Origin of the sequence: Shewanella sp. UCD-KL12 (genome assembly GCF_001957125.1) — a bacterium.
Lineage (GTDB): Bacteria > Pseudomonadota > Gammaproteobacteria > Enterobacterales > Shewanellaceae > Shewanella.
This window is the reverse complement of the sequence record NZ_MPHJ01000018.1, coordinates 20,242-46,135: the sequence shown is the minus strand read 5'-3', so window position 1 is coordinate 46,135 and position 25,894 is coordinate 20,242. Positions and strand designations below refer to the sequence as shown.

The following is a 25,894-nucleotide window of genomic DNA, read 5'->3' as shown; positions in this document are numbered from 1 at the left end:
TATTTAATCTAGCTACTTAGAATGCTTGGCTAAATGATACCCAGTATGAACGACCGATAATGTCGTAAATGCTGCTCTCATAATCACCACCAGCATCAAACCTTGGGTCTTCATCAGTCAAGTTATTGATACCTGCCGAAATCGTATTGTTCCAAGGCATAGTGTATGAGTAACTTAACGTGTGATAGATAACAGAATCAATCTGATAGCTGCTGCCATCATCATTCTCATCTGTGGTTGATTGATGATCGATATAATCTGCCTGATAGAACAAACTATGATCGCCCACTAAGTAGTTAGCGGTAAAGTTAACACGATCATCTGGATAATCCTCTGTACCACTCCAGTTACGTGAGACTGTCTGTACACCACCTACAGGCATTGAATCTGTGTACTTTAAGTAGTGAGACCATGCAAGACCTAGCTTAAAGTCACCCACTTCAGTTTCAAAGGTAGAGGCAAACTTGGTATCAACACCTTGACGCTCACTCAGACCAATGTTTTGCATAACATTATCCATCGCAGTAAGCTTGCCAGCACCATTTTGAGATACTGATGTGCCAGGGTAAACAGTGCTTACATCTGGACGAGGCTCGCCTGCAGCATCCGCAGCTTTCCATAACTCAGCTTGAGTACGGGTGATCTCACTATCATTTAATGAACTAATCAGCCCTTCAGTCTCAAGTGACCAGTAATCAACTGACATGTTGAAGTTGTCGGTAATATCCCATACAACTCCTAAGTTATAGCTCTCAGACTCTTCTGGACCCAAGTTTTCATTGCGACCAATTGAAACAGGCACATTGTCTTCGATATCACAGCCATCGATCCCTAAGCCATCTTCATAGCATTTCAGGTAGTTAGTTACATCGTTATAGCCAACACTTGTAGATTGGTTCAGATCTTCTAACGTCGGTGCTCTAAAGCCTGTTCCCCATGATGCACGAAGTAATAGCGGCTCTAATACGTTATAGCGCACAGAAACTTGTGGGTTGAATGTGCCACCAAAATCAGAGTAGTCATCATAACGCGCAGCAAGGTTAACCTCTAGATTATCAAGTACTGGAAAAGCCATCTCCATGAAGACCGCTTTGACATCACGCTCCCCACTGCCGCCAGCGCCGCCGCTACCACCAGCAATCAAACCCGCTTCATCAAGTGCATCAACCTGCGAGTCTAGCTCTTCTTCACGATATGATGCACCAACATATAGACCAGTTGCACCACCAGCGAGTTCAAACAGTTCGAAGCTAAGGCCACCATCAATCTCTAAAGCACTGCTTGTTAGGCGAGCATCTGAGTTTGCTGTCGCACCACCCGGCATCTCTGAATTTGGATCGCGAGGATCCCAACCTTCAAATGAATTACTATCATCATCCCATGCACCCACTAGGTCGGTTGTTGCACCTTTAAGTTGATAGCCCGTTCCCCATTTGAATACATCATACTTGTTGTATGACACAGAGGCATTCCAATCGAAGCTATCTGTTGTGCCGTCTAGGCCCACTAAGAAATCATAAATATTATCGGTACTTTCACGTACACGGTTACCAGAAGTATCGAAACGGTAAAGCATGGCGCCGCCCTCAGGCACTGCACGAAGATCTAGACCTTCAGCAGTTGTGTAAGCTGGCATCGCCTGTGGGAACGAGATGTAACCAGGAATTGGCGCTGACACATCAGTTGTGGTATTTGACGCCCAATATGCACGTGCAGTTAGCTCAATATCATCACTGATATTGTATGAGTAGTTAAGCAGCGTAGATGTACGCTCTTGATCAACATCATTATATGCAGCCTTAGTGTAATCATAAGCACAAGACGTCTCGCCAGCATACTTGCTGTCATTTAGAGGTCCAGTAAAGTTCTCGCCATAAACGTCAGAGCAGTTTAAATCGGCATTAGTAAATGGAGTTTGATACTCCCAGCCACCATTTGGCCCCATATCGATTGTACGACCTGTTTGACTTAGACCGATCCAGCTTCTGAAATCATTTGGATCTTGACCATCTTTAACGTGTGCAGCTGTATATGGACGCTCACCAAAAGTAATACCTGACTTTCTAAAGTGCTCAATAGTGAACATCAAGTTGCCCATATCAGAGCTAAGACCACCAGTTAATGACGCTGAGTGGTTATCTCCGCCACCTTCTGCATCAGGCTCTTCAGCGCGAACTTTTACTTCAACGCCTTCAAAATCTTTCTTCAAAATGATGTTAATTACACCAGCAATTGCATCTGTACCATAAATCGCAGAAGCACCATCAGACAGTATCTCGATGCGCTCAACGGCAGCTGTAGGAATTGTGTTGATGTTGGTTGCACCACCACCAAGTACAGGCGATTTAGCCATACGCTTGCCATCAAGTAGTGTCAAGGTATGACTTGCATCAGCACCTTTAAGTTGAATCGTTGCTTGAGATGACCAGCTGTTGTTTGATGTGCCGCCGTATGAACCAAATGAGTTCAATGTAGATGCTCTTAACGCATCACCTACAGTGGAGAAACCAGCAGTCGCCATATCTTCTGCAGTGATCGTAGTGACTGGGCTTGCCCCTTCCATATCGACACGTTTAAGGCGTGAGCCCGTCACTTCAATACGTTCAACAGTCTCTTCATCGCCCTCTATCGCATAGACAGGTGCTGATAGTGCTACGACACCACCACAGGCTAAGCTCACCAGCTTAGCAAGGTTATTAAATTTCATACTTCCATCTCCCAAGAATATATTTTTTATAGGTCCTATGCTCAGTTAACCTTGATGGCGACACCAAAAAGAAAACAACAACAAAACATGGCGACAACATATGTATCACATACTTTATTTTGTATGCAATATATTATTGCCACCACCAACCAGGCTTTATGCTGATTATTAGAGTATTTATGCAAGACGGCAGAGGGCTTATTAGCTAGGGCAAAAAAGAGATCGGCAAAAAGAGTGCATCGGCTAAAAGCACTAGTCCTTGTGTGATGTAGCGCGAGAAGATATAAGCAGCAAGGTAGGGTTTAGCGCACGTAGCACTTAAGATAAAAAGAAAAATAGTCACTAGAAATGCAATTAGTATAAAAAGTATCTAAATATATTTAAATGGAATATTAGCTTGTAGGTAAGCTGAAATGTAACAAAACGGATATTAAAAAAGGCCGCTAATGCGGCCTTTTAATCATAATAAAATTATTTGTCCATATTGGTATTAGAACTCATAACGAGCAACTAAAGAGAAGTAACGCTCCTCTTGACGCTCAGTTGTCATACCATAGTTCGGGTTAAGCATTAAGCCATCCTCACCATAGGCAGTACGTTCTTCATTGATGTTTGTTGCAGTGTCAGAGTTGAACACGTTATAAACCGTTCCTTTAATGCTGAAATCACCATTAAATAGCTCTGTACGGTACATTAATGACAAATCTAACTTAGTGACCCAAGGTAATGTACCTGCAGTACCACGAGGTGACGGGTCGCCATTCTCATCATAATGGCTAGCATGGCCATAGTAACGACTGATACACGCATCCCATGGATTACCAGGAGCACAACTATCTACACCATCAGGGTGAACAGAGAACTCATTTTGTGGGCGGCCAGAACTGATGCTAGTTACAAAACCAAGAATCAACTCTTCGGTAATATCGTAGCTACCATTAAACTTAAAGACATGAGTATGATCGTTAGGTAGATCACCATAACCATGATCCATCAAGTCGCCATAATCATAAGATGTTGTCCAACCTGGATCGGCCTGGTCATTATCTGTTTTAACCAGTCCCTCAGTATTACCCCAGTTATGAGATAACGTGTAAGATGAGTTAATACGGAAGTCATCGGTGACATTGCCATCAAGGGTTAGCTCAAGTGCTAAGTAATGACGCTGCATAGCATCAAGTGCCATCTCTTCAGGTGAAAGTGTCACATTATCTACTTGACCATCGCCATCAAAATCATAGCTTAAGTTTACCGCTTCGCCTGGATTATGGAGCACATAATAAGACCCCTGACCAACGTTATCCTCAATACCAAGCTCTTCTAACTTCTTACTCAGTACAGGCCCTACATCAGTATCTTCAATACCACGACCTAGGTCACGCCAGATAACGCGCGCACCAGCAGACATAGTGTCGAACACTTCCTGCTGATAACCGACTGTGACTTCATCCGAGAACATAGAATCGAGTGAAGATGACGCGATTAAGCCAGGCTCAGTAATACCTTGCTGTCTCACACGCGTATCGCGAATATTGACGCCACGGCTTGGAGAACCATCGGCAGTAATAATAGGATGGCCATCACTATCAAGCTGATCAAGCTCATAATAGTCAAATACTTCACGCTGTGAGCCACCCTGCTTGATATTCATGTTGACTGAAACAGGCTGAAAGTAGCGTCCATATGTAGCGAATATTTTTGAAGTGCCATCACCATGAATATCGTAGATAGCCTGGAATCTTGGTGCGATTTGGTTATCTAAATCAACATAAGCTCGGCCATCAGATACTGTATTTTCATAGCTATTAACTCTAACACCCGCATTAATGACTAGATTGTCCGTTGCCTGCCATGAGTCATTAATGTAATAAGCTATTGAGCTTACTTCTGAATCATCCTTAGCAAAGGTAGAACGGCGGCGACGTTCGATATAATCTTCACCTTCTGCAGCGCCAGAGATATCGTTCTCACCAGCAGTTGCAATTGTCCACCAGCCTTGCGCTTCGCCAATACCATTTTGATCTTCTGAGTAGTCAACCGCTACACTGCTATAATCAACACCAAAGCTGATTGCATGATCTTCTAAATCCCAGTTGAAATCGATACGAGCCTGATCGCGTACATAATGCTGCTCAACAACAGTTGAGTTGGTATGTTGACTCAAGGTAACAAATGAGCCATTTCTTTCATCCCATACACCTGGGTTAGTTGATGCCACACGGTTCTCAACATTCTCTTCTACTCGACCTACTACAGCAGATACAGAGAAGTCATCGGTAATATAGCCGTTATAGTTTATGCTGTAGAGCTCACCACCATCTTCACCCGGTGCAGCAACGCCTTGTTGATCGCCAATTTCATTAGTTTCCCAGTCATAAGCATAAGTCGTTGTAGTCCAAGTACGCTTATTGTTCATCGCCATGAAACCGATAGAGTGATCTTCGGTCATATACCAATCTAACTTGGCAAACCAACGGTTTGACTCTCGCTCTTTCTCTTTATAAACGGTTTGAGTTGCCCACTCGAAATCATTTTGGCTTGGCTCATATAAACCATAATAGAACAGCTTATCTTCAATGATTGCACCGCTTGCCCAAATTCTGGCTTGCTTAAAATCTTCTGTGGTTCGTTGAGTGTTAGTATCTATGGTGCCATCGGCTTGGTAGATAGAGTCTTGTGAAGATCTCATCGAGGCTGGATCCCAGCGCCCTTCAACCCCAAAATGAAATTCATTATCACCCGACTTAGATACAGCATTGACGACCCCGCCAATAGCGCTACCAAATTCTGGCGTAATTGCACCAGTCTTAACTTGAGTCTGCGCAATCGCTTCCCAAGGCAAGCTTAGAGAGCCAAGACCGGTTCTAATATTGGTAATATTTAGGCCGTTCAGGTAATAAGCATTCTCTGCCGATGATGAACCACCAAAACTCGATGCGCCATTAAAGCTTTCACCACCAGGAGCTGATGTACCAGGAGCTAGTAGTGCAATGTTTTCGAAGCCTGAATCTACAGGCATAGTGTTTAGCTCATCTTGACTGAAGGTCACGCCAGAAGTAGATGAACCCATATCAACGCGGCGGATCATGCTACCTGTCACTGCGATGCGCTCTACATTATCGCTACCAACAGCTGTGAGTTGTCCGTCTAAAATAACGGGCTGACCAATACTAACCCTTACGCCTGACTCTTGAGTCTTGGTAAAGCCATCTTTAGTAATACTGACATCATAATCACCAACAGGCACATTACGTAAAAAATAGTCGCCCTTATCGTTAGTATCTACAGTATATACCAGACCTTTAGTTTTGTGCTTTAACGTAATGGTCGCATTTGAAACTGTGCCGCCGTCAGCATTAACAATATGGCCCTTGACGATACTAGTATCGGCAGCCATAGCTGCTGGAGCTGACATCATCAACACTGAACCAACAGCGATTGCTGCCAGCGTTCTTCTTGGTGTAAATCGCGTAAGCGCGTTACTTCCAGACATAATTTATTCTCCCTTAAACCTTCTCTGAATACGCGCTTAGCAAAAATATTATTAGTTAGTTTGGGTACAGAACATCCAAGCGCAACAAAACTGTAACATGATCTACATATTTTATACAATGTTCAATATACAAAGAAACCCCATTAAACGAGCCTTCTACAGGCATTCACTAGTCATAGATCAAGGAGAATTACTTTTTAGCAAACAGAAGTTGTTAATAGATTTAACAAATTGGTAGAATATTTTTAATTAGTTTATAAAACTAGTTTTAATCACTATTTTATTGATAATATGAAAATACTTTGAATGTTTGCTAGGCAAGCTGTTAAGACATAGCGGCTAAAAAAGCAGTGCTTAATAGAGTTGTACTCAGTATTGCTAGTACTTATTTAAGGCATAACTTAAAGCGTTGTGATGAGTTTTACGAGGGAGTGAATAAGACGAACAGAAACATAGTGAACCTAAATGATGCAGTGATTATTTAAGCTTATTGGCAAGCAGTTGTAATACTCCCTCACGTAATGCGCCGCCAGAAAGGTTTAGCTTTTCAATATTTAACAGCTCAAATAATGCCAGTAAGATAGACACTCCAGCTGCAAAGGTTGGTGCCCTTTCTTGATTAAGGCCAACTATAGCTGTCATATCAGAATCTGGCTGAGCTAAAATTTCGCTCTTAAGGCTTTTCAACACATCAAGCGTAATGCTTGTTGACTCATTACGATGACTTAGTAGCTCAACCACAGATTGCACACTTCCAGAAGCACCCACAACACAGTGCCAACCAAGAGCTTTAAGCTCACTGAGGTTATCACCGAGTGTTAACTTAACTTGTGATTTAGCATCATCAAAGTCTAAGTCTTGAAGTGGCGCAGAGTTGAAGAAGCGCTCGTTGAACGTTACACAGCCCATAGACAGGCTATTTTTAAGCAAAACTTTATCACCGTCACCGATAATAAACTCAGTACTAGCACCACCGATATCAATCACCAAGCGGCGCCCTTGACCACACGTCGTTGCAACCATGCCTTGATAGATCAACTCAGCTTCACGCATACCAGAGATGATCTCAATAGGGTGCGCTAGGATAGAGAAAGCACGCTGACAAAACTCATCAGAGTTAGCTATTTTTCGCAGTGTCGCAGTCGCTATAACGGCGACATTATCTTCAGCAACGCCCTCTTTTAGGAGCATGTCGGCAAACATAGCTAAGCAATCTAAACCACGTAAGAGTACAGCTTCGCTCAGGGAGCCATCAGCCTGGATCCCCTCTGCAAGGCGCACTTTACGTTTGTATTTAGCAATAATAGTTGGCTGGCCTGCCTTTGTTTCGGCGACCAGCATATTAAAACTATTTGAGCCTAGCGTTATGGCTGCATAGCGAGCTGTCATCTATGAGTGTCTGCGGGTTCTATCATGACGGCGTGGACTGTTAGTACGGTTTCCATTACGGCTACCTTGTGGGCGCCCAGAACCGCTTCGCCCTTGAGGGCGGTTATTGTGCTTTCTATGAACTCTAATCGGTGCTGGAATATCATCGAGCAACGCTGAGCTATCATAGTTAGTCACAGGGATCGAGTGAGTAATATACTCTTCGATTGCAGGTAGATTTAGCGCGTACTCTTCACAGGCAAAACTGACTGATACACCACTTTTACCAGCACGACCAGTACGACCAATACGATGAACGTAATCTTCACAATCATCAGGAAGATCATAGTTATAGACATGCGATACATCAGAGATATGCAAACCACGGGCAGCAACATCGGTAGCCACCAGCAGATCTAATTCACCTGAAGTGAACTGCTCAAGAATACGAATACGCTTCTTCTGCGGTACATCACCGGTCAGCAAGCCAACTCTATGACCATCACCCGATAACCAAGACCAGACATTTTCACAGCTGTGCTTAGTATTAGAGAAAACAATTGCCTTTTCAGGCCAGTCTTCCTCGATCAAAGACAGAAGTAACTTCATCTTCTCATCCATAGAGGGATAGAAGATCTCTTCTCTGATATTCTTAGAGGTTTTTTCGTTTGGCGCGATGACCACTTTTTCAGGCTCATTCATATGATCATAAGCCAGCTCCTGCACCTTCATAGAAAGTGTTGCAGAGAACAGCATATTCAAACGAGACTTAGCATCAGGCATACGTCTGAATAGGAAGCGGATATCTTTAATAAAACCAAGATCGAACATACGATCGGCTTCATCGAGAACAACAGCCTGTATCGCACTTAAGTTAATAATGCCTTGGCGGACGTAATCAATAATACGTCCTGTGGTTCCGATAAGAATATCGATACCTTTATCTAGCACCTTACGCTGAACATCGTAGCTTTCACCGCCATATACGATACCAACCTTCAAACCTGTGTGCTTTGCTAGTAGTGTTGCATCTTTAGCAATCTGAATAGCAAGCTCACGAGTCGGTGCCATAATCATAGCGCGAGGCTGATTTAGTTGGCGACCTTCAGGAATTGGAGTAGATAGCAGGTGATTAAAAGTCGCAACCAGGAAAGCGAGTGTTTTTCCCGTACCGGTCTGTGCTTGACCTGCGATATCTTTTTTCTGCAGTAAAATAGGGAGTGATAGTGCTTGAATAGGCGTACAAAATTCAAAGCCGCTCTCGTTTAGTGCTGTTTTTATCCCTTCATTAAGGGAAAAGTCGGCAAACTTCTGATTAGATAAATGTGTTTCGCTCATAGCGGCAGCATACCAGTTAGGGTTGCAATAAGAAACTCAATCGTTTGAAATAGCGACTAATTATAAAAAGTAGCTTTAAAGGTTATTAAAACTACCTTGAAAAGTTATTTTCAGACCCAATATACAGGTTAAGCCATTAACAAACCAGCAGTGGCAACCCAACTGGAGAACATCATGAGCGATAAGATAGTACAACTTAGTGACGACAGCTTCGAAAACGACGTAATCAACTCTGAATTACCAGTAGTTGTAGATTTTTGGGCAGAGTGGTGTGGCCCTTGTAAGATGATTGCCCCAATTTTAGATGATGTTGCTGAAGAGTATGCAGGCAAAGTCACGATCGCTAAGTTAAATGTTGACCAAAACAACGTTTCACCAGCTAAATACGGTGTTCGTGGTATTCCAACATTACTTATCTTTAAGAACGGTGAACTTGCCGGAACTAAAGTAGGTGCGCTATCAAAAACTCAGCTTAAAGAGTTTATCGAAGCACAGCTTTAATCCCTAACTGCACCCGTTGCAGTCATACCTATCTGTACTAACTTGATATGAGATTGGTATTAATAGTGACTCCCAACACAGCTTCATCAAGAAATTGTGTTGGGATTGACTAAATTTCTAGACGCGCCGCCTCTATAGTGCTACTTTAATAACCAGACTTTTTCTACTAACCCACATCTCGCTATCGATCAACATCCTGATTGTACAAAAACAGTTAATGATCAATTGATCAAAAATAGCATTGTCTCGCATAAAAGACCCGCCAAGATGAATTTATCAGAATTAAAAGACAAGTCGATTTCAGACTTAGTAAAACTCGCCCAAGAGATGAAAGTTGAAAATACTGCCCGTGCTCGTAAGCAGGACATTATTTTTTCAATCCTAAAAGCCCACGCCAAGAGCGGTGAAGATATCTTTGGTGGCGGTGTATTAGAAATTCTACAAGATGGCTTTGGATTCCTACGAAGCGGTGATGCTTCTTACCTTGCTGGCCCTGACGATATATACGTCTCTCCTAGCCAGATCCGTCGCTTCAGCATGCGAACAGGTGATACCATTTTCGGTAAGATTCGACCTCCGAAAGAGGGTGAACGTTATTTTGCCCTACTGAAAGTATCTGAAGTTAACTTCGACAAGCCTGAAAACTCCCGCTCAAAAATCCTCTTTGAAAACCTTACCCCATTACATGCAGAAGATCGCCTTCGTATGGAGCGTGGTAATGGTTCAACTGAAGATATTACTTCAAGAATTCTCGACCTATGTTCACCTATCGGTAAAGGTCAGCGTGGTTTGATTGTTGCGCCGCCAAAAGCCGGTAAAACACTATTACTTCAAAACATGGCACAGAGCATTACCTACAATAACCCTGACGTGGTGTTGATGGTCCTGCTTATTGATGAGCGTCCAGAGGAAGTAACCGAGATGCAGCGCATGGTGAAGGGTGAAGTCATTGCTTCTACTTTCGATGAGCCAGCGAGCCGTCACGTGCAGGTAGCCGAAATGGTTATCGAAAAGGCTAAGCGTCTTGTAGAACATAAGAAAGACGTTGTTATCTTACTTGACTCTATCACTCGTCTTGCTCGTGCATACAACACTGTTATCCCATCATCAGGTAAGGTACTTACCGGTGGTGTCGATGCCAACGCACTACATCGTCCTAAGCGCTTCTTCGGTGCAGCTCGTAATATCGAGCACGGCGGTAGCTTAACCATTATCGCTACAGCGCTGGTTGATACCGGCTCTAAGATGGATGAAGTTATTTACGAAGAGTTTAAAGGTACAGGTAACCAAGAGTTACACCTTTCTCGTAAAGCTGCTGAAAAACGTGTTTTCCCTGCTATCGACTTTAACCGCTCAGGTACGCGTCGTGAAGAGAAGTTAACCACGCCTGATGAGCTTCAGAAGATGTGGATCCTACGTAAGATCCTTAATCCTATGGATGAAGTGACAGGTATGGAGTTCCTTATCGATAAATTGGCAATGACCAAGACTAACGATGAGTTCTTCACAGCGATGAAACGCGCTAAGACTTAAACTATAAGCTATAAGCTATAAGCTATAAGCTATAAGCTATAAGCTATAAGCTATAAGCTATAAGCTATAAGCAGCATAAAGAAAGCCGCACTCGTTGCGGTTTTTTTATGTCAGGAACATTTATGTCTATTTTCCATGGATGGGTAAAAATAGACGTTATGTCAGGCTTTTCTGTAATAAAGAGTTATGTCTATTTTCCATGGTTCGAAGATGTTCCAGACATCATTACGACATTCCCCCCCTCCCTGGGGGTCATGGATAAAAATAGACGTTATGTCAGGCTTTTCTGTAATAAAGAGTTATGTCTATTTTTTAAATGAGCCAATGGGTTGATGGTTTTCCTAGCCACATATCCTCGTGCCTCTCCCCTAGCACCTCTATCCTCGCTCCCTATTTCCCTAGCTTCTGCTTACACCGCTCCCGCAACATCTCTCTTAATAGCAAGATAACGGGTGTCACATGCTCCCTGCCAGGGCAAACGAGATAAAGATCGGCAGCCTCGCCAGTGTGATCGGTCAGCATAGGTACTAGTCTGCCACTGGAGATATCATCGGCTAAATCTAGCGATGACTTATACACTATCCCTCTTCCTGCGACAGCCCATCGCCTTGCGATTTCAGCATCATTGCAGGTGCGGTTTCCCGTTACCCTTACCTTAAACTCACGGCCATTCTTTATAAAACGCCACTGATCATGAGTACGATCATCTAACATAAAGAATAAACAATTATGTTCAGTGAGCTGCTCTAAAGAGGTCACCTCGCCGTGTTTAGCAATATAGTCAGGTGAGGCACACAATACACGATTAGCTTGGCACACCTGAAATGCGACTAAAGAGGAGTCTTTTGGGGTACCTGAACGTAACGCAACATCTATCTTATCGTGATAAAAGTCAGATAACGTATCACCAATATGCAGTCTAATTTTAAGCTCAGGGTATTCATCGAGGAAGTGATCTAACCATGGGAGGATAATATTCCTGCCCACATCAGAAGGAACAGCTAAACTCACGACACCTGAGACCTTCTCCTTAACATCATTGATTGCTTGTACACCTAAGCTCAAATCAGCTAACGCACTACGGCAGTGAATCAAGTAACGCTCACCAGCATCGGTTAACCGTAAACTACGAGTACTACGAATAAACAAACTTGTTTCTAACTGCTTCTCAAGCCGCTTCAGCGCCGCACTTGCTGCAGCTGGAGAGATATCCAACTCAGTTGCTGCTGCGGTAATGCTGCCACAATCCGCGACTCGGACAAAAAGCTTAAGATCGTTTATCTGCATAATATTTAATTATTAAAGGTGGTTTTCACCATGCTATGGCTTCTTTATTAAAAAAGAAAGCCTGCTAAATAGCAGGCTTTTTTCCTCAAGTGCTTAATAACACAATACACATAAGCACTGAGTCTATATCTGAGCTACTGCCATCTTACGGCGAAGGTAAGCTATCTGCTGCATATGCGGCAGGTCTTTAGGGCAGTTATCCTGACAACCGAGCAAGGTCATACAACCAAATACACCATCTTGGTTACCAATCACATGATAGAAATCTTCAACGCTCCGGCCATCTCGAGTATCTAGCTCAAAGCGAGCTAGCTTCATCATGCCTACGGCACCAACAAAGGTATCGCGCATCTGCTTAGTGGCACATGCGGATACACAAACACCGCACTCTACACAGCGCTCCAACTCATACAGCTTGGCAGCTTCCTCTGGTGACATCGGTGCTTCTAGCCTGTGCACATTAGCATCTTCAGCAACGGGGTGAAGCCATAACTTCAAACGCTCGGCAAGTTCACGCATAAATTTGCCCGTATTAACCGATAAATCACCGATCAACTCAAAGCCAGGTAAAGGCATCAAGGTGATCTCACCTTTAGCGTATTTACTGGTTAAGGTACGACATGCAAGCGTAGGGAAACCATTAATCACCATAGCGCAGCTACCGCAAATACCAGCACGACAAACAAAATCAAACTGAAGTGAAGTATCTTGATGCTCGCGAAGCATGTTCAGTGCAATAAACACTGTCATGCCCGGTGTCTCTTCAATCTGATACTTAACCATCTTAGGTTTATCACCCGCCTCTTGCGGATCATAGCGAAAGATATTGAATGTTAGGGTACGCCCCTTAGTCTCTACTTGGCTCATTTAACTATTTCCCTCACTACTCGCACTTTCACTGTCTGCACTCAAGGTGTCACTGAGACGTTCATTTTTAGCCACTAAAGAGGCTGGCACCTCAAAAGGCATAATGGCATTTTGTCTATCATGTCGATCGGCATCATCAGATAACTCGCTAAGAATCTGAGTTATCTCCTGCTCTCGCTTTTCTGTATCGGGATGCGCTATCGCATTATTGATACCATAGCCACGGTATCCTGGCGGTAGCTCCATCTTCATCACATCAAGTTGCTCATAGCTAAGCTCTGGCGACAAAGCATTTTCATCAGGCCAGCATGATAGCGTTCTGTTCAACCAGTCTTTATCATTACGCTGTGGGAAGTCTTCACGTGCATGAGCACCACGGCTCTCTGTGCGGGCAGCCGCACCGCACGCTACCGTTAAGGCAACTTTAATCATTCGCTTAACCCTTAACGCTTCAACAAGCTCTGGGTTTGCATGACGTTTCTTACATTTAAGGGTGATATCACGCGAGCGTTTTAGTAGTGCTTGAAGCTCAGTAACGGCCTTTTCGAGCTCAGGGCCATTACGGAAGATACCAACGTAATCCATCATGATACGTTCCATCTCTTTTCTAAGCACAAATGGACTTTCAGTCCCCTTACCTTCGATGAGTTCATCAATCTCATCTCGTACCTTATCGACAAATGATTCAGCAAGACCGGTATCTATCTCTAATGTGTTTTCCTGACAGAAATCGGCAACATACTTGCCAATAATCATGCCGCCAACAACCGTTTCCGCAAGTGAGTTACCCCCTAAGCGGTTAAAGCCATGCATATCCCAACAAGCCGCTTCACCCACACTAAATAGGCCTTTAAGCTGAGGGTTTTGACCCGTTTTATCGGTACGAATCCCACCCATTGAGTAGTGCTGAGTCGGACGGACTGGGATCCACTCTTTGGCAGGGTCTATGCCTAAGAAGTTTTCACAAATCTCTTTCACTTCACGCAGGTTTGTTTCAACGTGCTTGCGACCAAGCAAGGTGATATCAAGCCAGAGGTGAGGCCCGTATGGACTATCGACCCCTTTGCCTTTACGCATATGCTCTGTCATACGACGAGAAACCACATCACGAGAAGCGAGCTCTTTCTTTTCAGGCTCATAATCTGGCATAAAGCGATGGCCATCTTTATCTCGTAGTAAACCACCATCACCGCGGCAACCTTCAGTCGTTAAGATGCCAACAGGTACAATCGCTGTCGGATGGAACTGAACCGCTTCCATATTACCTAGCTTAGCAACACCGGTATCAAGAGCGAGTGCCTGACCTATCCCTTCACAGATAATGGCATTGGTTGATACTTCATAAAGACGCCCATAACCACCAGTAGCGATTGTTGTCGACTTACCGATATAGGCACGTAACTCACCGGTGACCATGCAGCGAGCAACCACACCATGACAACGTTTACCATCATGAATGAGTGCTAGCGCTTCAACGCGTTCATGAACCGGGATATCCATTGATATCGCTTTATTATCAACCGCATACAGAAGAGAGTGACCAGTACCATCAGCGGTATAACAAGTTCGCCATTTCTTGGTGCCACCAAAGTCACGGGCATTAATTAATCCGTGAGCTTCTTTAGCTTCTTCAATGGTCACCTTCTCAGCATTAACAACGACCTGCCTAGGGCCTTCTGTCACTCGTGTCCAAGGCACGCCCCAGTTGGCTAACTCTCTAACTGCTTTAGGTGCGCAGTGGGCAAACATACGCGCCACATCTTGATCGCAGCCCCAGTCAGAACCTTTTACCGTGTCCTGAAAATGAACGTCTTCATCATCACCCATTCCCTTAACGGTATTCCCCAGACTCGCTTGCATTCCACCTTGTGCCGCAGCCGAATGAGACCGCTTTGCAGGAATAAGAGATAGAACAACAGTATCGAGTCCGCGTTCTTTCGAGGCGATGGCGACTCGTAAGCCCGCCAGTCCAGCGCCAACCACTAAAGAATCGGTATATATCAGTTTCACACGTGCTCCTTATAAAGCGTAAGGTTCTATTTTTAAGTTGTAAGTTTTAAGTCGTAAGTTTTAAGCGATAGGAGTTGAAGCTAAGACGACAGCCTTCGGCCTACCGCTATTCGGACGGCTGCGCCTATATCGACGGGCTATGCCCTAATAGCGCTATCATCTCAACTCTATCAGTTCAGTGTCTTCTGACCGCCATGGATGGCGGAAATGTCGGTTATGTAAGAAACAATAACCGACGCAGCTCTCAGCTTTCCTAGCCTCTAGCCCTAAGAGTCGGACTCTTCTCGTCAATCATGCATAGGGTAAGAAAGCCAGTAACGACGCGACACCAATCACCACAAACACCACACTTACCACTGTTTTAATCTTCTTCATTCGAGCACGGCTATTAAGGTCTCTCGCCGCACCCCATTTTATTGCCACCCGATACACACCAATTGCCGCATGTAGCTCAACACTCAGCAATAAAGGCAGGTAGAGTAACCAAACCCCATCTCCCCATATCCTTTGCGCAGAACCTGATGGACCTATGGTTTCAGGTGCAGAGCCGATGAGCCAAAGATGCACAGGCAGTAGCAAAAAGATGATCACTCCAGTAATGGCCTGCCAAACCCATAGCTGTGTATCACCATGCTTGATTGAGCTCATCTGTTTGCGCAAGGCTATCTGCTGTTTTAAGCTCAGCGGTAGCTTTTGCAGGGCAACCAGTACATGAATGAACGCTAGCGCAGCAACCCCTATGGCAATAACGGATACAACCCAAGGGTAACCATGGCCATCAGCGCTTAAAAAGTTCAGCTCCATCATGCCCGCAACCCAAGTCATTGCATCACCACCGAGTAAAATCGATGAGACCAGCACCAAGTGAGTCCACAAAAATAGCGCTAAAATCACACCTGTAATGCTCTGACTCATATCAAGCCAAGCAGTCCAGCGGTTGATTCTTATCAGTTTATTTGTACTTGTTGTTATTGTATTTTCTGTACTTTTTTCAATTACTGAATCATTAATTGACATAAGCCCTCACTGATTGTTGACTTGCTACATAACCTAAAACCTTATAAAGGTATTGATAATGTCGCTCACAAATCACTCCAATACAGTGAGGTAGATCAAGCTAAGATTAAATAATCAATCATCCTCTAATCTAGCAATAAATGATTAACCCTTAATCTTATTTGGGGCTAAACGGCTCAACAGGTAAAGTCAGTGAGCTGCCGATATAGATATACGAAACGAGGCTCAACACACCTATGGTGATGAGGTAGACAATCATGATCTTAGCCAGCTTACGTAAGCCTGTTCGATTGGCCGTGATCCCCCACTTAACCGCAACACGATAGAGACCAATCATGGCATGAATTACAACAGCAGGAAGCAGTAAAGCGTACAGCAACCAAGCATTAGCATGGTAAACACGCTCAGCAGACAAGTGCGGGCCAATCTCTGGGTTAGTGATCATGGTAAAAATATGTACTGGGGCTAAGAAAAATAGAATAAACCCTGTTACTAACTGCCAAAACCAAGCATGGCTATCTTTATGATTTATCCCATTCATATGTCGGCGTAGTGCTCGCCACTGACCAAGCTGCGCAGGAAAACGCCTAAGCGCTACAGCTGCATGCAACATCACCACTAACATAATGAAGATCGAGAACACTTTTGTGACGACTGGAAAACCATGTCCAGTCTCACTAAACATGCCTCCCTCTAATATTTGTACGACCTGATAAAAGGCCTCTTTACCTAGCAATATGCTGGACTCAAAATGCAGGTGTGCCAGTAAAAAGCATCCTAATAAGATACCTGTAGCACTTTGAATTTTGTCCGCTTTCGCAGACCATGGATGTCCAGCGATTCCAGGTACGCTAGATGCAGGTAGTAGAGTTCTCACAGTTATTTTCTTATAGTGCCAATTATCGGAATTTACACTCTATCAATAACCAGACCTCAGACTATAAGCCCCTTAGCATTCCGTGATAATGCTCACACCATTTAGGGTGACTATTTGAAGCAGGTCACAAACAATGGGGCAGAATAAAAACAAAGGTAATACCATTTAACCACCTTAATTCAAACACTTACAAAGATCTTTCAAACAGAACAGTGACAAGTTAGAATCACTGAAATATCAGCTGTATAACTACAGAAATGACACATCTTGTGTTATCTAAGTGATAAATACAGCTTTACCATATTGCGCAGCAGCTTAGCTATTCTCTTTATGGCGGCACAGAGCCTGTAAACTTGTTGGAATTCGCATTACAGGGTGGCTTGGGTATACAATAGCCACCAATTTACATGTAACGAGATGATTCCATGCCTTGGATCCAACTTAAAATTGATACTGATAGCCAGAATGCAGATGCACTAAGCGACCTGCTGATGGAGGAAGGTTCACTTTCTATTACTTTAGAAGATGGTAAAGATACACCCATTTATGAGCCAACCTTGGGTGAAACACCACTTTGGAATCACACTGTTCTGACTGCATTGTTCGAAGCCGACAGAGACTTGTCTATCATAGTAGAGCAACTGAAGTTACTCCCTTACTTGGGCTGTGATTTTAGCCATAAAATTGAACAAGTCGAAGATAAAGATTGGGAGCGCGAATGGATGGATAACTTCCACCCCATCCAATTTGGTCAGCGCCTATGGATCTGTCCAAGCTGGCGACCAATCCCTGACCCAGAAGCGGTCAATGTCATACTCGATCCAGGTTTAGCCTTCGGTACCGGCACTCATCCAACAACAGCACTCTGCCTTGAGTGGCTTGATAGCCTAGAACTAAGCGATAAAGAGGTCATCGACTTTGGATGTGGCTCAGGCATTCTAGCAGTTGCAGCACTAAAACTAGGCGCTAAGTCTGTTACAGGTATCGATATCGACTATCAGGCTATTGAAGCGTCAAAGGCCAATGCTGAGCGTAATAATGTACTCGATCAGATCAGCCTTTATCTCCCAGAGGATCAACCAGCAGATCTAAAGGCCGATACCTTAGTTGCCAACATTCTTGCAGGGCCTCTACGCGAACTCGCCCCATTAATCGCTGATAAAGTAAAGCCCGGTGGTCAATTAGCACTGTCAGGTTTACTAAAAGAGCAAGCCGACGAGATTGCCGAATTCTATACCGAGTGGTTTGATATGGATGAGCCTGCTCACAAAGAAGATTGGAGTCGCTTGACAGGAATACGTAAATAGCTGTATTGGGCGACACGCCTTGTGTCGCCTCTGTATTCCCCCCTTTTAAAAGTCAAGAAAAAAAGTTGCCCTCAGGTTATTTATTGACCTTTTCACCAGCTCAAAAAAGGCGTACTATAGCGCCCCTTTGAAGCGCAAGGTATGTTGAGAATGCAGATTGGACCCTATCAACTGAAAAACCGGTTGATCGTGGCACCAATGGCAGGTGTCACAGACCAACCTTTTAGAAATCTCTGTATTCGTTATGGCGCAGCCATGGCGGTGTCGGAGATGCTTTCATCAAATCCAGATGTTTGGGATACAGATAAAAGCCGCCAGCGCATGAGTCATGCTGGTGAAAACGGGATACGCTCAGTGCAGATCGCAGGCGCCGATCCTGAATTGATGGCTAACGCCGCTGTTGTCAATGTACAACAGGGAGCACAAATCATCGATATCAATATGGGTTGTCCTGCTAAGAAAGTGAATAGAAAGCTAGCTGGTTCAGCACTGCTGCAAGACCCTGTGCAGGTAAAAGCAATTTTACAAGCCGTGGTAGCAGCTGTAGATGTACCAGTGACCCTGAAAATTCGAACCGGTTGGGCTCCAGAGCACAGGAATGGTGTTCAAATCGCCCAGATAGCCCAAGAGTGTGGTATCGCTTCGCTTGCCGTACACGGCCGAACTAGGCAGTGCATGTATAAAGGCGATGCTGAATACGACACGATTAAGGCTATTAAACAGAATATCTCGATCCCAGTGGTTGCTAATGGAGATATTGTCACCCCAGAGAAGGCACGTTTTGTGCTGGAACATACGGGTGTCGATGCTCTCATGATAGGTCGAGGTGCCCAAGGACGGCCTTGGATTTTCCGAGAGATCCAACATTACCTGGAAACGGGTAACAAGCTAGCGCCTGTTGAGATGGATGAAAAGCGTCAAGTGATGCTGGAACATCTCAGGAACTTATATGAACTTTACGGTGAATATAAGGGCATCCGATTTGCTAGAAAACATGTTGGATGGTATTTGGACCAAGAAGAACAGCGTCCATTCCGCGCCGAATTCAATCGGCTGGAAACTGTTAAAGAGCAGTGTTCCGCGGTGGAACGCTATTTTGATGAAATTGCACAGAATTAATTAAAGAGCAGAATACGAATGTTTGATCAGACTACTAACACAGAAACTCATCAGCTTACAGTTGGCAAAATCGAAACAGCTAACGGTACTATCAAGCCTCAGTTACTACGTGACGCTGTAAAGCGCGCTGTAACAAACTTTTTCGCCCAGATGGACGGTCAAGAAGCTGAAGAAGTATATGAAATGGTGTTGAGCGAAGTTGAAGCTCCTCTGCTTGATATCATCATGCAGCACACACGTGGCAACCAGACTCGTGCAGCTAACATGCTAGGTATCAACCGCGGTACTCTGCGTAAGAAATTAAAAAAGTACGGCATGAACTAAGACTAACGTCTTAACTTGTTGTATTAAAACGGGCTTTCCAGTAGTGGAAAGCCCGTTTTTGTTTATATGTTACTCAGAAATTTCAATTCCTATCTATTCGGTAAAGATCCCTGAACTCTCCCCTATATTAAACAAAGCTCCCTTTCGTATAAAATTCTCAACCTAACTAGGTAAGCACAATCAATATCAAAATCATGACTAAAAAATGACAGTTATGACGATGAGAGAACATCAGGCTCAGTAGGTAAGGCTGCAAAACAACTCTTCAGAAAGAAAACGTGAGCCATTTTAGTAAAACCTACATTTAAATAATTTAATATCCACCTCTTACAGCAGCGCTCAATGAACAACCACTTGAATGTCAAAGATGGAGTGTTGACGCTAAGAATGCTTATACCCTCTAGCGACCAACAGAGTGAAGCAACACACGCCACCAGCGCTAATACAGAGGTTCATATTTGACCATCAAGCCAATGCAAAAATGAATTTGTGGAAACCATAGGCACAGCAACACTGAGTGATTAACCTGTCCCCAAGGCAATCCGGCCAACCTCTAGATCTCTTTGCTGATAAACTTTAGGAAACCACAATGTTTACTGCACTTAAAGGTGAATATCCGCTAATACTCGGCATATTAACCATTATCTTTTTTAAGCTGATTGGTGAGAACCTGCTCGCTACCAATCTGGCAATCGTACCTTACCTGCTCACCACAGCAGTATTATTTTACGTGGTGATGCGGATGATTTTCGCTGTGGTTAGGCACTCTGATGCGCTGGCGATTAAACTCGGCGATCCCTACGGCACGTTGATTTTGACCTTAGCGGTGATTTCCCTAGAAGTGATTATGGTATCATCGGTAATGTTAACTGGCGACGCTAATCCCGTACTGGCTCGTGACACCATGTTTGCGGTGATAATGGCGGTCCTTAATGGTTTTGTCGGTATCACGCTGCTAATAGGCGGAATTAAATATCACACCCAAAGCTACAACTTAGAGGGTATTAAAGCCTACATGGTGGCCATCATTCCGTTGGCCATTTTATGCCTCGTACTGCCTAACTTTACCAGTACCGACGCCCTAGGTAATATGTCTGCTGGGCTAACTTGGACCCTAGTGCTGGTTTCTATCGCGCTCTACGGTGTATTCATATTTATTCAAACTCGCAGCCACACCCACTTTTTCATAGATAACGATAATCTGGATGAGCATGAACATCACGGGCCGCTCAACAGCAACGCTTTCCATGGCATCCTGCTCGTGTGTTACTTACTGGTTGTCATTCTGCTCGCCAAAGGCTTAGCCATCCCCATCAATGACAGTATCACTGTCATGGGCGCACCTGCCGCGCTAGGAGGACTGATTGTCGCGCTAATAATATTGGCACCTGAAGCCGTGGGGGCCATTAAGGCGGCGTTGACCAACCAACTGCAACGGGCAATGAATCTGTTTTTCGGTTCAGTATTGGCTACCATTGCGCTCACCGTTCCTGCTGTGCTGTTTATTTCACACTTTGTCGGTGAACCCATTCAACTTGGATTAGGTCCCGCGGAAATGGTTCTGCTGATGGCAACCTTAATGATGAGTATCGTCAGCTTTAGTAGCGGTAAAACCAATACCTTAAACGGTGCTACCCACCTCGTTCTATTCTTCGCCTACATCATCTTGATGTTTGACTAATTGCCGCTACAAACTTGCCAGCTGGCAGTGCTAGCTGGCAAATCTATCGATTAAGGATAACTATGTCTGACATGTTAACGGCAATCTGGCTGCAAGACTTTGACGCCTTGTTGGCAATGCCTTCTTTCTTACTGTTGCTGTTGTTGCTGACCTTAGTACTGTTTTTGGAGTCGAGTTTTTTCTTTCTGCCCTTACCTGGCGACGGGCTCGTGTTATTTGTTGGCGGCATGATAGGCATGGGGCTTATCGACTTCTACCCAGCGTTTATCCTGCTCACCTTAGCGGCGTTTAGCGGCACCATGTTGGCCTACTTTCAAGGCTACTGGCTGCAAGATGGCCGCATGATGCATAAAGCACAACGCAGCTTACCGAACAACGCTTTACCTAAAGCCAAAAAACTGTTGAATAAGTACGGTTTACTGTCGTTATTTTTCTCACGTTTTGTGCCCTTTGTACGCGTACTGACACCTATGCTCATGGGCATCACTCACATAAACCCTTGGCGTACGCTATTTATCAGCTTGATAAGTGCAGCTTACTGGGTATTGAGTTTATTAATGGTCGGCCACTGGGTGATCAACCACCCACTAGTCAATGAATACCAGCCATTAGCCACTAAGTGGCTGATTATAGGCAGCTTTAGCCTAATGGTAGTTGCCTTTTTTACCGTCATCGTACGGGTATTAAAGCGCAGCTGCAGTGCAAAAACACCATTGCAAGCCAGCGAACAACATGACCGTTAATCGACATTGCATCCACAGCGCAATAATACGGAACTAAGATGACTATACTCACACCTGCATTACATTCAGAGCAAGCTATCACTCTGCGTGAACAACTATTAATGGCAGTGATTAACGCTGATGAAGCTAGCACCCTCGAACTTATCAGTGCTGCAGCACCCATCGATCTCGCGTCAGTGCTTCGCCGGTTTGAGATTAACGAACTCATCGCGCTTTGGCACTTGCTCAATCAAGTCGCACCACAACTAGCGACTAACCTGTTTAATCACCTCTCCACAGAGCAACAGGTGGCTTTGATAGAAGGGCAGCCATTTACTAGCGCTTGCTCGCTATTTCATCACTTGCGTTCGGCTGAGCGGCGTAAGCTGTTGCTACTGCTCCCTAAGGCGCTTAAAAAACAATTACTGCAAGCCCTACCCGCAAGCGGTCAGTATGAGGAATATGCAAGCCTTGCCTACCCAGCTCATTACGCGGGCGGGATTTGCAACAACGACATAATCAAAGTACCAGGGTTAAGCCAGGTTAGTGAGCTGCAGCAGCGGCTACAGGACAAAGGCCAACTGAGCGAAAAGTTTGAATGGCGCTACGTGTATCTTCATGACCAATTTGGCAGTTATCTGGGCGCGGTAAAAATACATGACATATTACTGCTGTCGCCAGAAGAGATGCTGATTGATCATTTGGACCCGAGCATCATCGCCATCGTACCAGAACTAGAGCTACAGGCATTGACCCATGAACTGGACAATAGTGCTCATCCCACTTTGCCAGTGGTAGACAGTAATGGCTTACAAATTGGGGTGGTAGGCCGTAATCAGCTCAACCATGCCTTATTTGAGCAATCACAACAGCAGTTATTGGAAAATTTCGGCGTTTTTGGCGGTGATGAACAGCGCAATATGCCCACCTTAAGCCGTAATATTCGTCGACTCGCATTTCTACTGCCGTCGGTGGTTCTCAGCTATGCCGCCATTTCAATTATTACTCGTTTTGAACCCTTGATTGAGCAGATCACATTACTTGCTGCCATTTTGCCGTTAGTGGCCAACCTATCTGGTGCAGCAGGCAATCAAGCGGTCGCAGTGTCGATACGCGAGCTATCGCTGGGGCACATCAGCTATAAAGATCTGCTATTTGTGGCCTCCAAAGAGCTGCCTATCGGGGCCATCAATGGCTTAATTTTAGGCGCGATTATCGCCATATTGCTGTTCATCACCCAGCAACCTATCGATATAGGGCTGCCTATCGTGATTGCGGTTGCCTACACAATATCCTCCACATTAGCCGCCATTCTCGGTGGCTGCTTACCCCTGTTACTTAAACGCTTCAATCTGGATCCGGCAATGTTATCCAGCCCGATACTCACCACACTGACCGATGCTATCGCTTTTTTCAGCGTGCTGTTTTTGTGCCAAATATTTTTACTCTAACTCTATAAATTCAGAGGACTCATCGATGCATATAGAAACCCTGCTCACCTATTTAACCTTAACCGTTATTGGCCTACTGCCTATAATGAATCCCCCCACTACCGCGTCAATATTTTTGGGGCTTAGCAAAGGCAAAGACAAACAGTACATGACTCAAGTGTCTAAAACTGTGGGGGTCTACCTGTTTTTCGCGCTCACAATTACCTTTTTAATCGGTACTTCAATACTGGAAATATTTAGTATTTCAATTCCAAGCCTGAGACTCGGTGGTGGCATGATCATTATGGTGATTGGCTTTAACATGCTATTCCCCAAACCCACTGTCGATGAGTGCCCTAATAGCAAAGGCTCTATTGCCCTAGTGCCACTGACTATTCCATCATTATGTGGCCCTGGCACCATGGCATTAATCATCAGTTTGGCTGCCGAAATTGCCTCTGACCAGCAGCCTTTGGCTAGCTGGAGCATCTATAGTGGTGTCATTATTGGTTTTGCCATTGTTGCCGCTATCGCCGCATTGACACTGAGCATGGCCTACCCACTGCAAAAATTACTGGGTGAAAGCGGTATCAATGCCTTCACGCGTATTATGGGCTTCTTGCTTATTTGCATGGGTGTGCAGTTCTTTACTGCAGGTATGTCTGAAGTTGTACAAGAGATTGCAGCCACCCTGTAACACTCACCTATAGGTTTCACCGCTGAGTATTGAAAATGAACAGTAGTAAAACCTCATATCAACCCGTATAAGAGATGGTTTTACTCTGCACATTTTGGGTCAGCTCATTCAAGGCGAATGACTGCAACAATGGTTGTTCCCTTGTGAAACGACTCAACACAGGAATAGACAGCCCAAAACGCACCACGATGGAGAGTTTTAGTGGTTCTGCTGCAGTGTTAACTATCTTAAGGGTAAAATAACTATCCTTCTCACTCGCTGCAAACCACATGGCCTTGTATGTTCCTGACATTCATAAGACATTTCCTCCACCCTTGGAGGTCAGATATGAGTGAATGTCATTAGTGCACGACTATATGGATAGGTGGTACGAGACTAGGGATGGTCGAAGCTAGAATTATGCTGGCGTGATTATCGAGAATCACGTAGCCGTTACCGAGGAGCATATATTGACCTTGCCGCAGTAACACTCCCCTCTCACTTAGCGACCAACCCTTATACTGATTAGCGTAATTTGTGCCTGCCTGCCTGCCTGCCTGCTCATTACTCTGCCAGCTAGGGTGCCCCTGAAAACATGAGCGGCAAATTAATTCGTGCTAATGTATATTTCAAACAACATATATTTCCCTTATGCTAAGTCTACTTAGCTAACAAGTTGTCTCTACGAGGATGGGTTATCGTTCAATGAAAGACATTCAAGACTTAGATTTAAACCTGTTAAAACTGCTTAAAGCCGTCGTTGAAACTCGCAATACCCATGCTGCGGCAGATAAATTAGGCATCTCGCAAACCAGTGTCAGCCGTGGGCTGGCAAAATTACGAGAGACTTTCGGTGATCAGTTGTTCATTCGCAAAGCCCACGGTGTCGAGCCATCAGAGCTGGCTGAAAAACTCGCCGAAGCTGCAGATGAAATGTTCACTCCCATCACTAAAGTCGTTGAATCTTATCGCAACTTTGACCCATCCGCATTTACGGGCTGCGTCACGATTGCTATGCATATCTATTTTCTTGAACTCTATGGTGAGCGTATTTTTGATGCGTTGCGTCAACACCTGCCTAAGGCTAAATTCAATTTGGTTTATTGGCAAGAAAACTCACTGGCACAAGTACTCAGTGGTGAGATAGACTATCTGTTGCACTTCTCTGGTTATCCATTGCCACAAGAGATCTACCAACACCGACTAAAAGAAGTCACAATGGGCATCATCGCCCGTAAGCAGCATCCTGTACTCAGTCAAGGTAGTAATTGGGATTTGATAAAAGAACTGCCAATTACCCGTATTATGGTTGATGGCATAAATACCAAGCGCGCCCCCATAGAAGATATTTATCTGAAGAAAGGTCATCAAGCTAATATCGTGCTCGCCACACACAGTGTGCGAGTGCTGATCAACAAATTGAAAAACTCAGATGCCATATTATATGGCAGCAGTTTTGTGGCTGATACCGATGATGATTTGGCTTTCTATCCATTGCCTCCAGTAGAAGCGGCTTATCGCCATATCCATTTTTGTGGCGGCTACCTACAATCTAAACGCGGCTTTCCACTCAACCAGTTGCTACATGAAGTCGTGCAAGGTTATTTCACCGATTTAATTGAACCTGATTAGCCAGT

General features: G+C 44.5%; 20 protein-coding genes. 10 read left to right on the top strand and 10 right to left on the bottom strand.

Annotated features, from left to right (window positions below):
- Positions 1 to 16: 16 nt before the first annotated feature.
- The 4 genes from BM736_RS21390 to rhlB all read right to left on the bottom strand — a co-directional run bounded on the left by BM736_RS21390 (position 17) and on the right by rhlB (position 8,906).
- The gene (locus BM736_RS21390) at positions 17 to 2,707 is read right to left on the bottom strand and encodes a TonB-dependent receptor domain-containing protein (RefSeq protein WP_076415989.1); all 2,691 of its coding nucleotides are present in this window, start codon (positions 2,705 to 2,707) and stop codon (positions 17 to 19) included.
- Between the two features lie 490 nt (positions 2,708 to 3,197).
- Complete coding sequence (locus BM736_RS21385; RefSeq protein WP_076415987.1) at positions 3,198 to 6,200, bottom strand: TonB-dependent receptor; 3,003 nt, start codon at positions 6,198 to 6,200, stop codon at positions 3,198 to 3,200.
- Positions 6,201 to 6,677: 477 nt separating this feature from the next.
- Positions 6,678 to 7,589: an exopolyphosphatase gene (locus BM736_RS21380; protein ID WP_076415984.1), complete on the bottom strand. Its 912-nt coding sequence runs from the start codon at positions 7,587 to 7,589 to the stop codon at positions 6,678 to 6,680.
- Positions 7,590 to 8,906: an ATP-dependent RNA helicase RhlB gene (gene rhlB / locus BM736_RS21375; protein ID WP_076415981.1), complete on the bottom strand. Its 1,317-nt coding sequence runs from the start codon at positions 8,904 to 8,906 to the stop codon at positions 7,590 to 7,592.
- A 174-nt stretch (positions 8,907 to 9,080) separates the two neighbouring features.
- On the opposite strand from rhlB, the gene trxA reads away from it, so the two are divergent.
- Together trxA and rho are read left to right on the top strand one after the other, a co-directional pair.
- Positions 9,081 to 9,407 (top strand): thioredoxin TrxA, encoded by a 327-nt coding sequence (gene trxA / locus BM736_RS21370; RefSeq protein WP_076415978.1) that lies wholly within the window; start codon positions 9,081 to 9,083, stop codon positions 9,405 to 9,407.
- A 267-nt stretch (positions 9,408 to 9,674) separates the two neighbouring features.
- The gene (gene rho / locus BM736_RS21365) at positions 9,675 to 10,940 is read left to right on the top strand and encodes a transcription termination factor Rho (protein WP_076415975.1); all 1,266 of its coding nucleotides are present in this window, start codon (positions 9,675 to 9,677) and stop codon (positions 10,938 to 10,940) included.
- A gap of 390 nt (positions 10,941 to 11,330) precedes the next feature.
- Here rho and BM736_RS21360 read toward each other — a convergent pair whose 3' ends face one another.
- The 5 genes from BM736_RS21360 to BM736_RS21340 form a co-directional block, all read right to left on the bottom strand.
- Positions 11,331 to 12,227, bottom strand: a complete 897-nt coding sequence (locus BM736_RS21360) for a LysR family transcriptional regulator (protein WP_076415973.1) — start codon at positions 12,225 to 12,227, stop codon at positions 11,331 to 11,333.
- A gap of 123 nt (positions 12,228 to 12,350) precedes the next feature.
- Complete coding sequence (locus BM736_RS21355) at positions 12,351 to 13,094, bottom strand: fumarate reductase iron-sulfur subunit (protein WP_076415970.1); 744 nt, start codon at positions 13,092 to 13,094, stop codon at positions 12,351 to 12,353.
- Positions 13,095 to 15,104 (bottom strand): fumarate reductase flavoprotein subunit, encoded by a 2,010-nt coding sequence (locus tag BM736_RS21350; protein ID WP_076415967.1) that lies wholly within the window; start codon positions 15,102 to 15,104, stop codon positions 13,095 to 13,097.
- Positions 15,105 to 15,395: 291 nt separating this feature from the next.
- Entirely contained in the window at positions 15,396 to 16,121 is a 726-nt protein-coding gene (locus tag BM736_RS21345) for a fumarate reductase cytochrome b subunit (protein WP_076415965.1), read from the bottom strand.
- Between the two features lie 157 nt (positions 16,122 to 16,278).
- Entirely contained in the window at positions 16,279 to 17,004 is a 726-nt protein-coding gene (locus tag BM736_RS21340) for a fumarate reductase cytochrome b subunit (RefSeq protein ID WP_083700434.1), read from the bottom strand.
- Positions 17,005 to 17,423: 419 nt separating this feature from the next.
- On the opposite strand from BM736_RS21340, the gene prmA reads away from it, so the two are divergent.
- From prmA to BM736_RS21305, 7 genes are all read left to right on the top strand, one after another.
- The gene (prmA, locus tag BM736_RS21335; protein WP_076415960.1) at positions 17,424 to 18,305 is read left to right on the top strand and encodes a 50S ribosomal protein L11 methyltransferase; all 882 of its coding nucleotides are present in this window, start codon (positions 17,424 to 17,426) and stop codon (positions 18,303 to 18,305) included.
- A gap of 150 nt (positions 18,306 to 18,455) precedes the next feature.
- Positions 18,456 to 19,424: a tRNA dihydrouridine synthase DusB gene (dusB, locus tag BM736_RS21330; RefSeq protein ID WP_076415958.1), complete on the top strand. Its 969-nt coding sequence runs from the start codon at positions 18,456 to 18,458 to the stop codon at positions 19,422 to 19,424.
- 18 nt (positions 19,425 to 19,442) lie between these two features.
- Positions 19,443 to 19,748, top strand: a complete 306-nt coding sequence (gene fis / locus BM736_RS21325; protein WP_005496187.1) for a DNA-binding transcriptional regulator Fis — start codon at positions 19,443 to 19,445, stop codon at positions 19,746 to 19,748.
- Between the two features lie 589 nt (positions 19,749 to 20,337).
- Positions 20,338 to 21,429 carry a calcium:proton antiporter gene (locus BM736_RS21320; protein WP_076415956.1) on the top strand — a complete coding sequence of 364 codons (1,092 nt, stop codon included), beginning with the start codon at positions 20,338 to 20,340 and terminating at the stop codon, positions 21,427 to 21,429.
- Positions 21,430 to 21,491: 62 nt separating this feature from the next.
- Entirely contained in the window at positions 21,492 to 22,172 is a 681-nt protein-coding gene (locus BM736_RS21315) for a DedA family protein (protein ID WP_076415954.1), read from the top strand.
- Positions 22,173 to 22,210: 38 nt separating this feature from the next.
- Positions 22,211 to 23,602, top strand: coding sequence for a magnesium transporter (locus BM736_RS21310; protein ID WP_076415952.1), 1,392 nt, complete (start codon positions 22,211 to 22,213; stop codon positions 23,600 to 23,602).
- A 25-nt stretch (positions 23,603 to 23,627) separates the two neighbouring features.
- Complete coding sequence (locus tag BM736_RS21305) at positions 23,628 to 24,278, top strand: MarC family NAAT transporter (RefSeq protein WP_083700431.1); 651 nt, start codon at positions 23,628 to 23,630, stop codon at positions 24,276 to 24,278.
- 58 nt (positions 24,279 to 24,336) lie between these two features.
- Here BM736_RS21305 and BM736_RS21300 read toward each other — a convergent pair whose 3' ends face one another.
- Complete coding sequence (locus BM736_RS21300; RefSeq protein ID WP_143562458.1) at positions 24,337 to 24,570, bottom strand: hypothetical protein; 234 nt, start codon at positions 24,568 to 24,570, stop codon at positions 24,337 to 24,339.
- Positions 24,571 to 24,962: 392 nt separating this feature from the next.
- On the opposite strand from BM736_RS21300, the gene BM736_RS21295 reads away from it, so the two are divergent.
- Positions 24,963 to 25,889, top strand: a complete 927-nt coding sequence (locus BM736_RS21295; protein WP_076415947.1) for a LysR family transcriptional regulator — start codon at positions 24,963 to 24,965, stop codon at positions 25,887 to 25,889.
- Positions 25,890 to 25,894: the final 5 nt, after the last annotated feature.

Bases quoted from the DNA above. Each gene is read 5' to 3' on its own strand.
- BM736_RS21390 (WP_076415989.1), bottom strand. From the start codon at position 2,707: ATGAAATTTAATAACCTTGCTAAGCTGGTGAGCTTAGCCTGTGGTGGT.
- BM736_RS21385 (WP_076415987.1), bottom strand. From the start codon at position 6,200: ATGTCTGGAAGTAACGCGCTTACGCGATTTACACCAAGAAGAACGCTG.
- BM736_RS21380 (WP_076415984.1), bottom strand. From the start codon at position 7,589: ATGACAGCTCGCTATGCAGCCATAACGCTAGGCTCAAATAGTTTTAAT.
- rhlB (WP_076415981.1), bottom strand. From the start codon at position 8,906: ATGAGCGAAACACATTTATCTAATCAGAAGTTTGCCGACTTTTCCCTT.
- trxA (WP_076415978.1), top strand. From the start codon at position 9,081: ATGAGCGATAAGATAGTACAACTTAGTGACGACAGCTTCGAAAACGAC.
- rho (WP_076415975.1), top strand. From the start codon at position 9,675: ATGAATTTATCAGAATTAAAAGACAAGTCGATTTCAGACTTAGTAAAA.
- BM736_RS21360 (WP_076415973.1), bottom strand. From the start codon at position 12,227: ATGCAGATAAACGATCTTAAGCTTTTTGTCCGAGTCGCGGATTGTGGC.
- BM736_RS21355 (WP_076415970.1), bottom strand. From the start codon at position 13,094: ATGAGCCAAGTAGAGACTAAGGGGCGTACCCTAACATTCAATATCTTT.
- BM736_RS21345 (WP_076415965.1), bottom strand. From the start codon at position 16,121: ATGTCAATTAATGATTCAGTAATTGAAAAAAGTACAGAAAATACAATA.
- prmA (WP_076415960.1), top strand. From the start codon at position 17,424: ATGCCTTGGATCCAACTTAAAATTGATACTGATAGCCAGAATGCAGAT.
- dusB (WP_076415958.1), top strand. From the start codon at position 18,456: ATGCAGATTGGACCCTATCAACTGAAAAACCGGTTGATCGTGGCACCA.
- fis (WP_005496187.1), top strand. From the start codon at position 19,443: ATGTTTGATCAGACTACTAACACAGAAACTCATCAGCTTACAGTTGGC.
- BM736_RS21320 (WP_076415956.1), top strand. From the start codon at position 20,338: ATGTTTACTGCACTTAAAGGTGAATATCCGCTAATACTCGGCATATTA.
- BM736_RS21315 (WP_076415954.1), top strand. From the start codon at position 21,492: ATGTCTGACATGTTAACGGCAATCTGGCTGCAAGACTTTGACGCCTTG.
- BM736_RS21310 (WP_076415952.1), top strand. From the start codon at position 22,211: ATGACTATACTCACACCTGCATTACATTCAGAGCAAGCTATCACTCTG.
- BM736_RS21305 (WP_083700431.1), top strand. From the start codon at position 23,628: ATGCATATAGAAACCCTGCTCACCTATTTAACCTTAACCGTTATTGGC.
- BM736_RS21300 (WP_143562458.1), bottom strand. From the start codon at position 24,570: ATGTCAGGAACATACAAGGCCATGTGGTTTGCAGCGAGTGAGAAGGAT.
- BM736_RS21295 (WP_076415947.1), top strand. From the start codon at position 24,963: ATGAAAGACATTCAAGACTTAGATTTAAACCTGTTAAAACTGCTTAAA.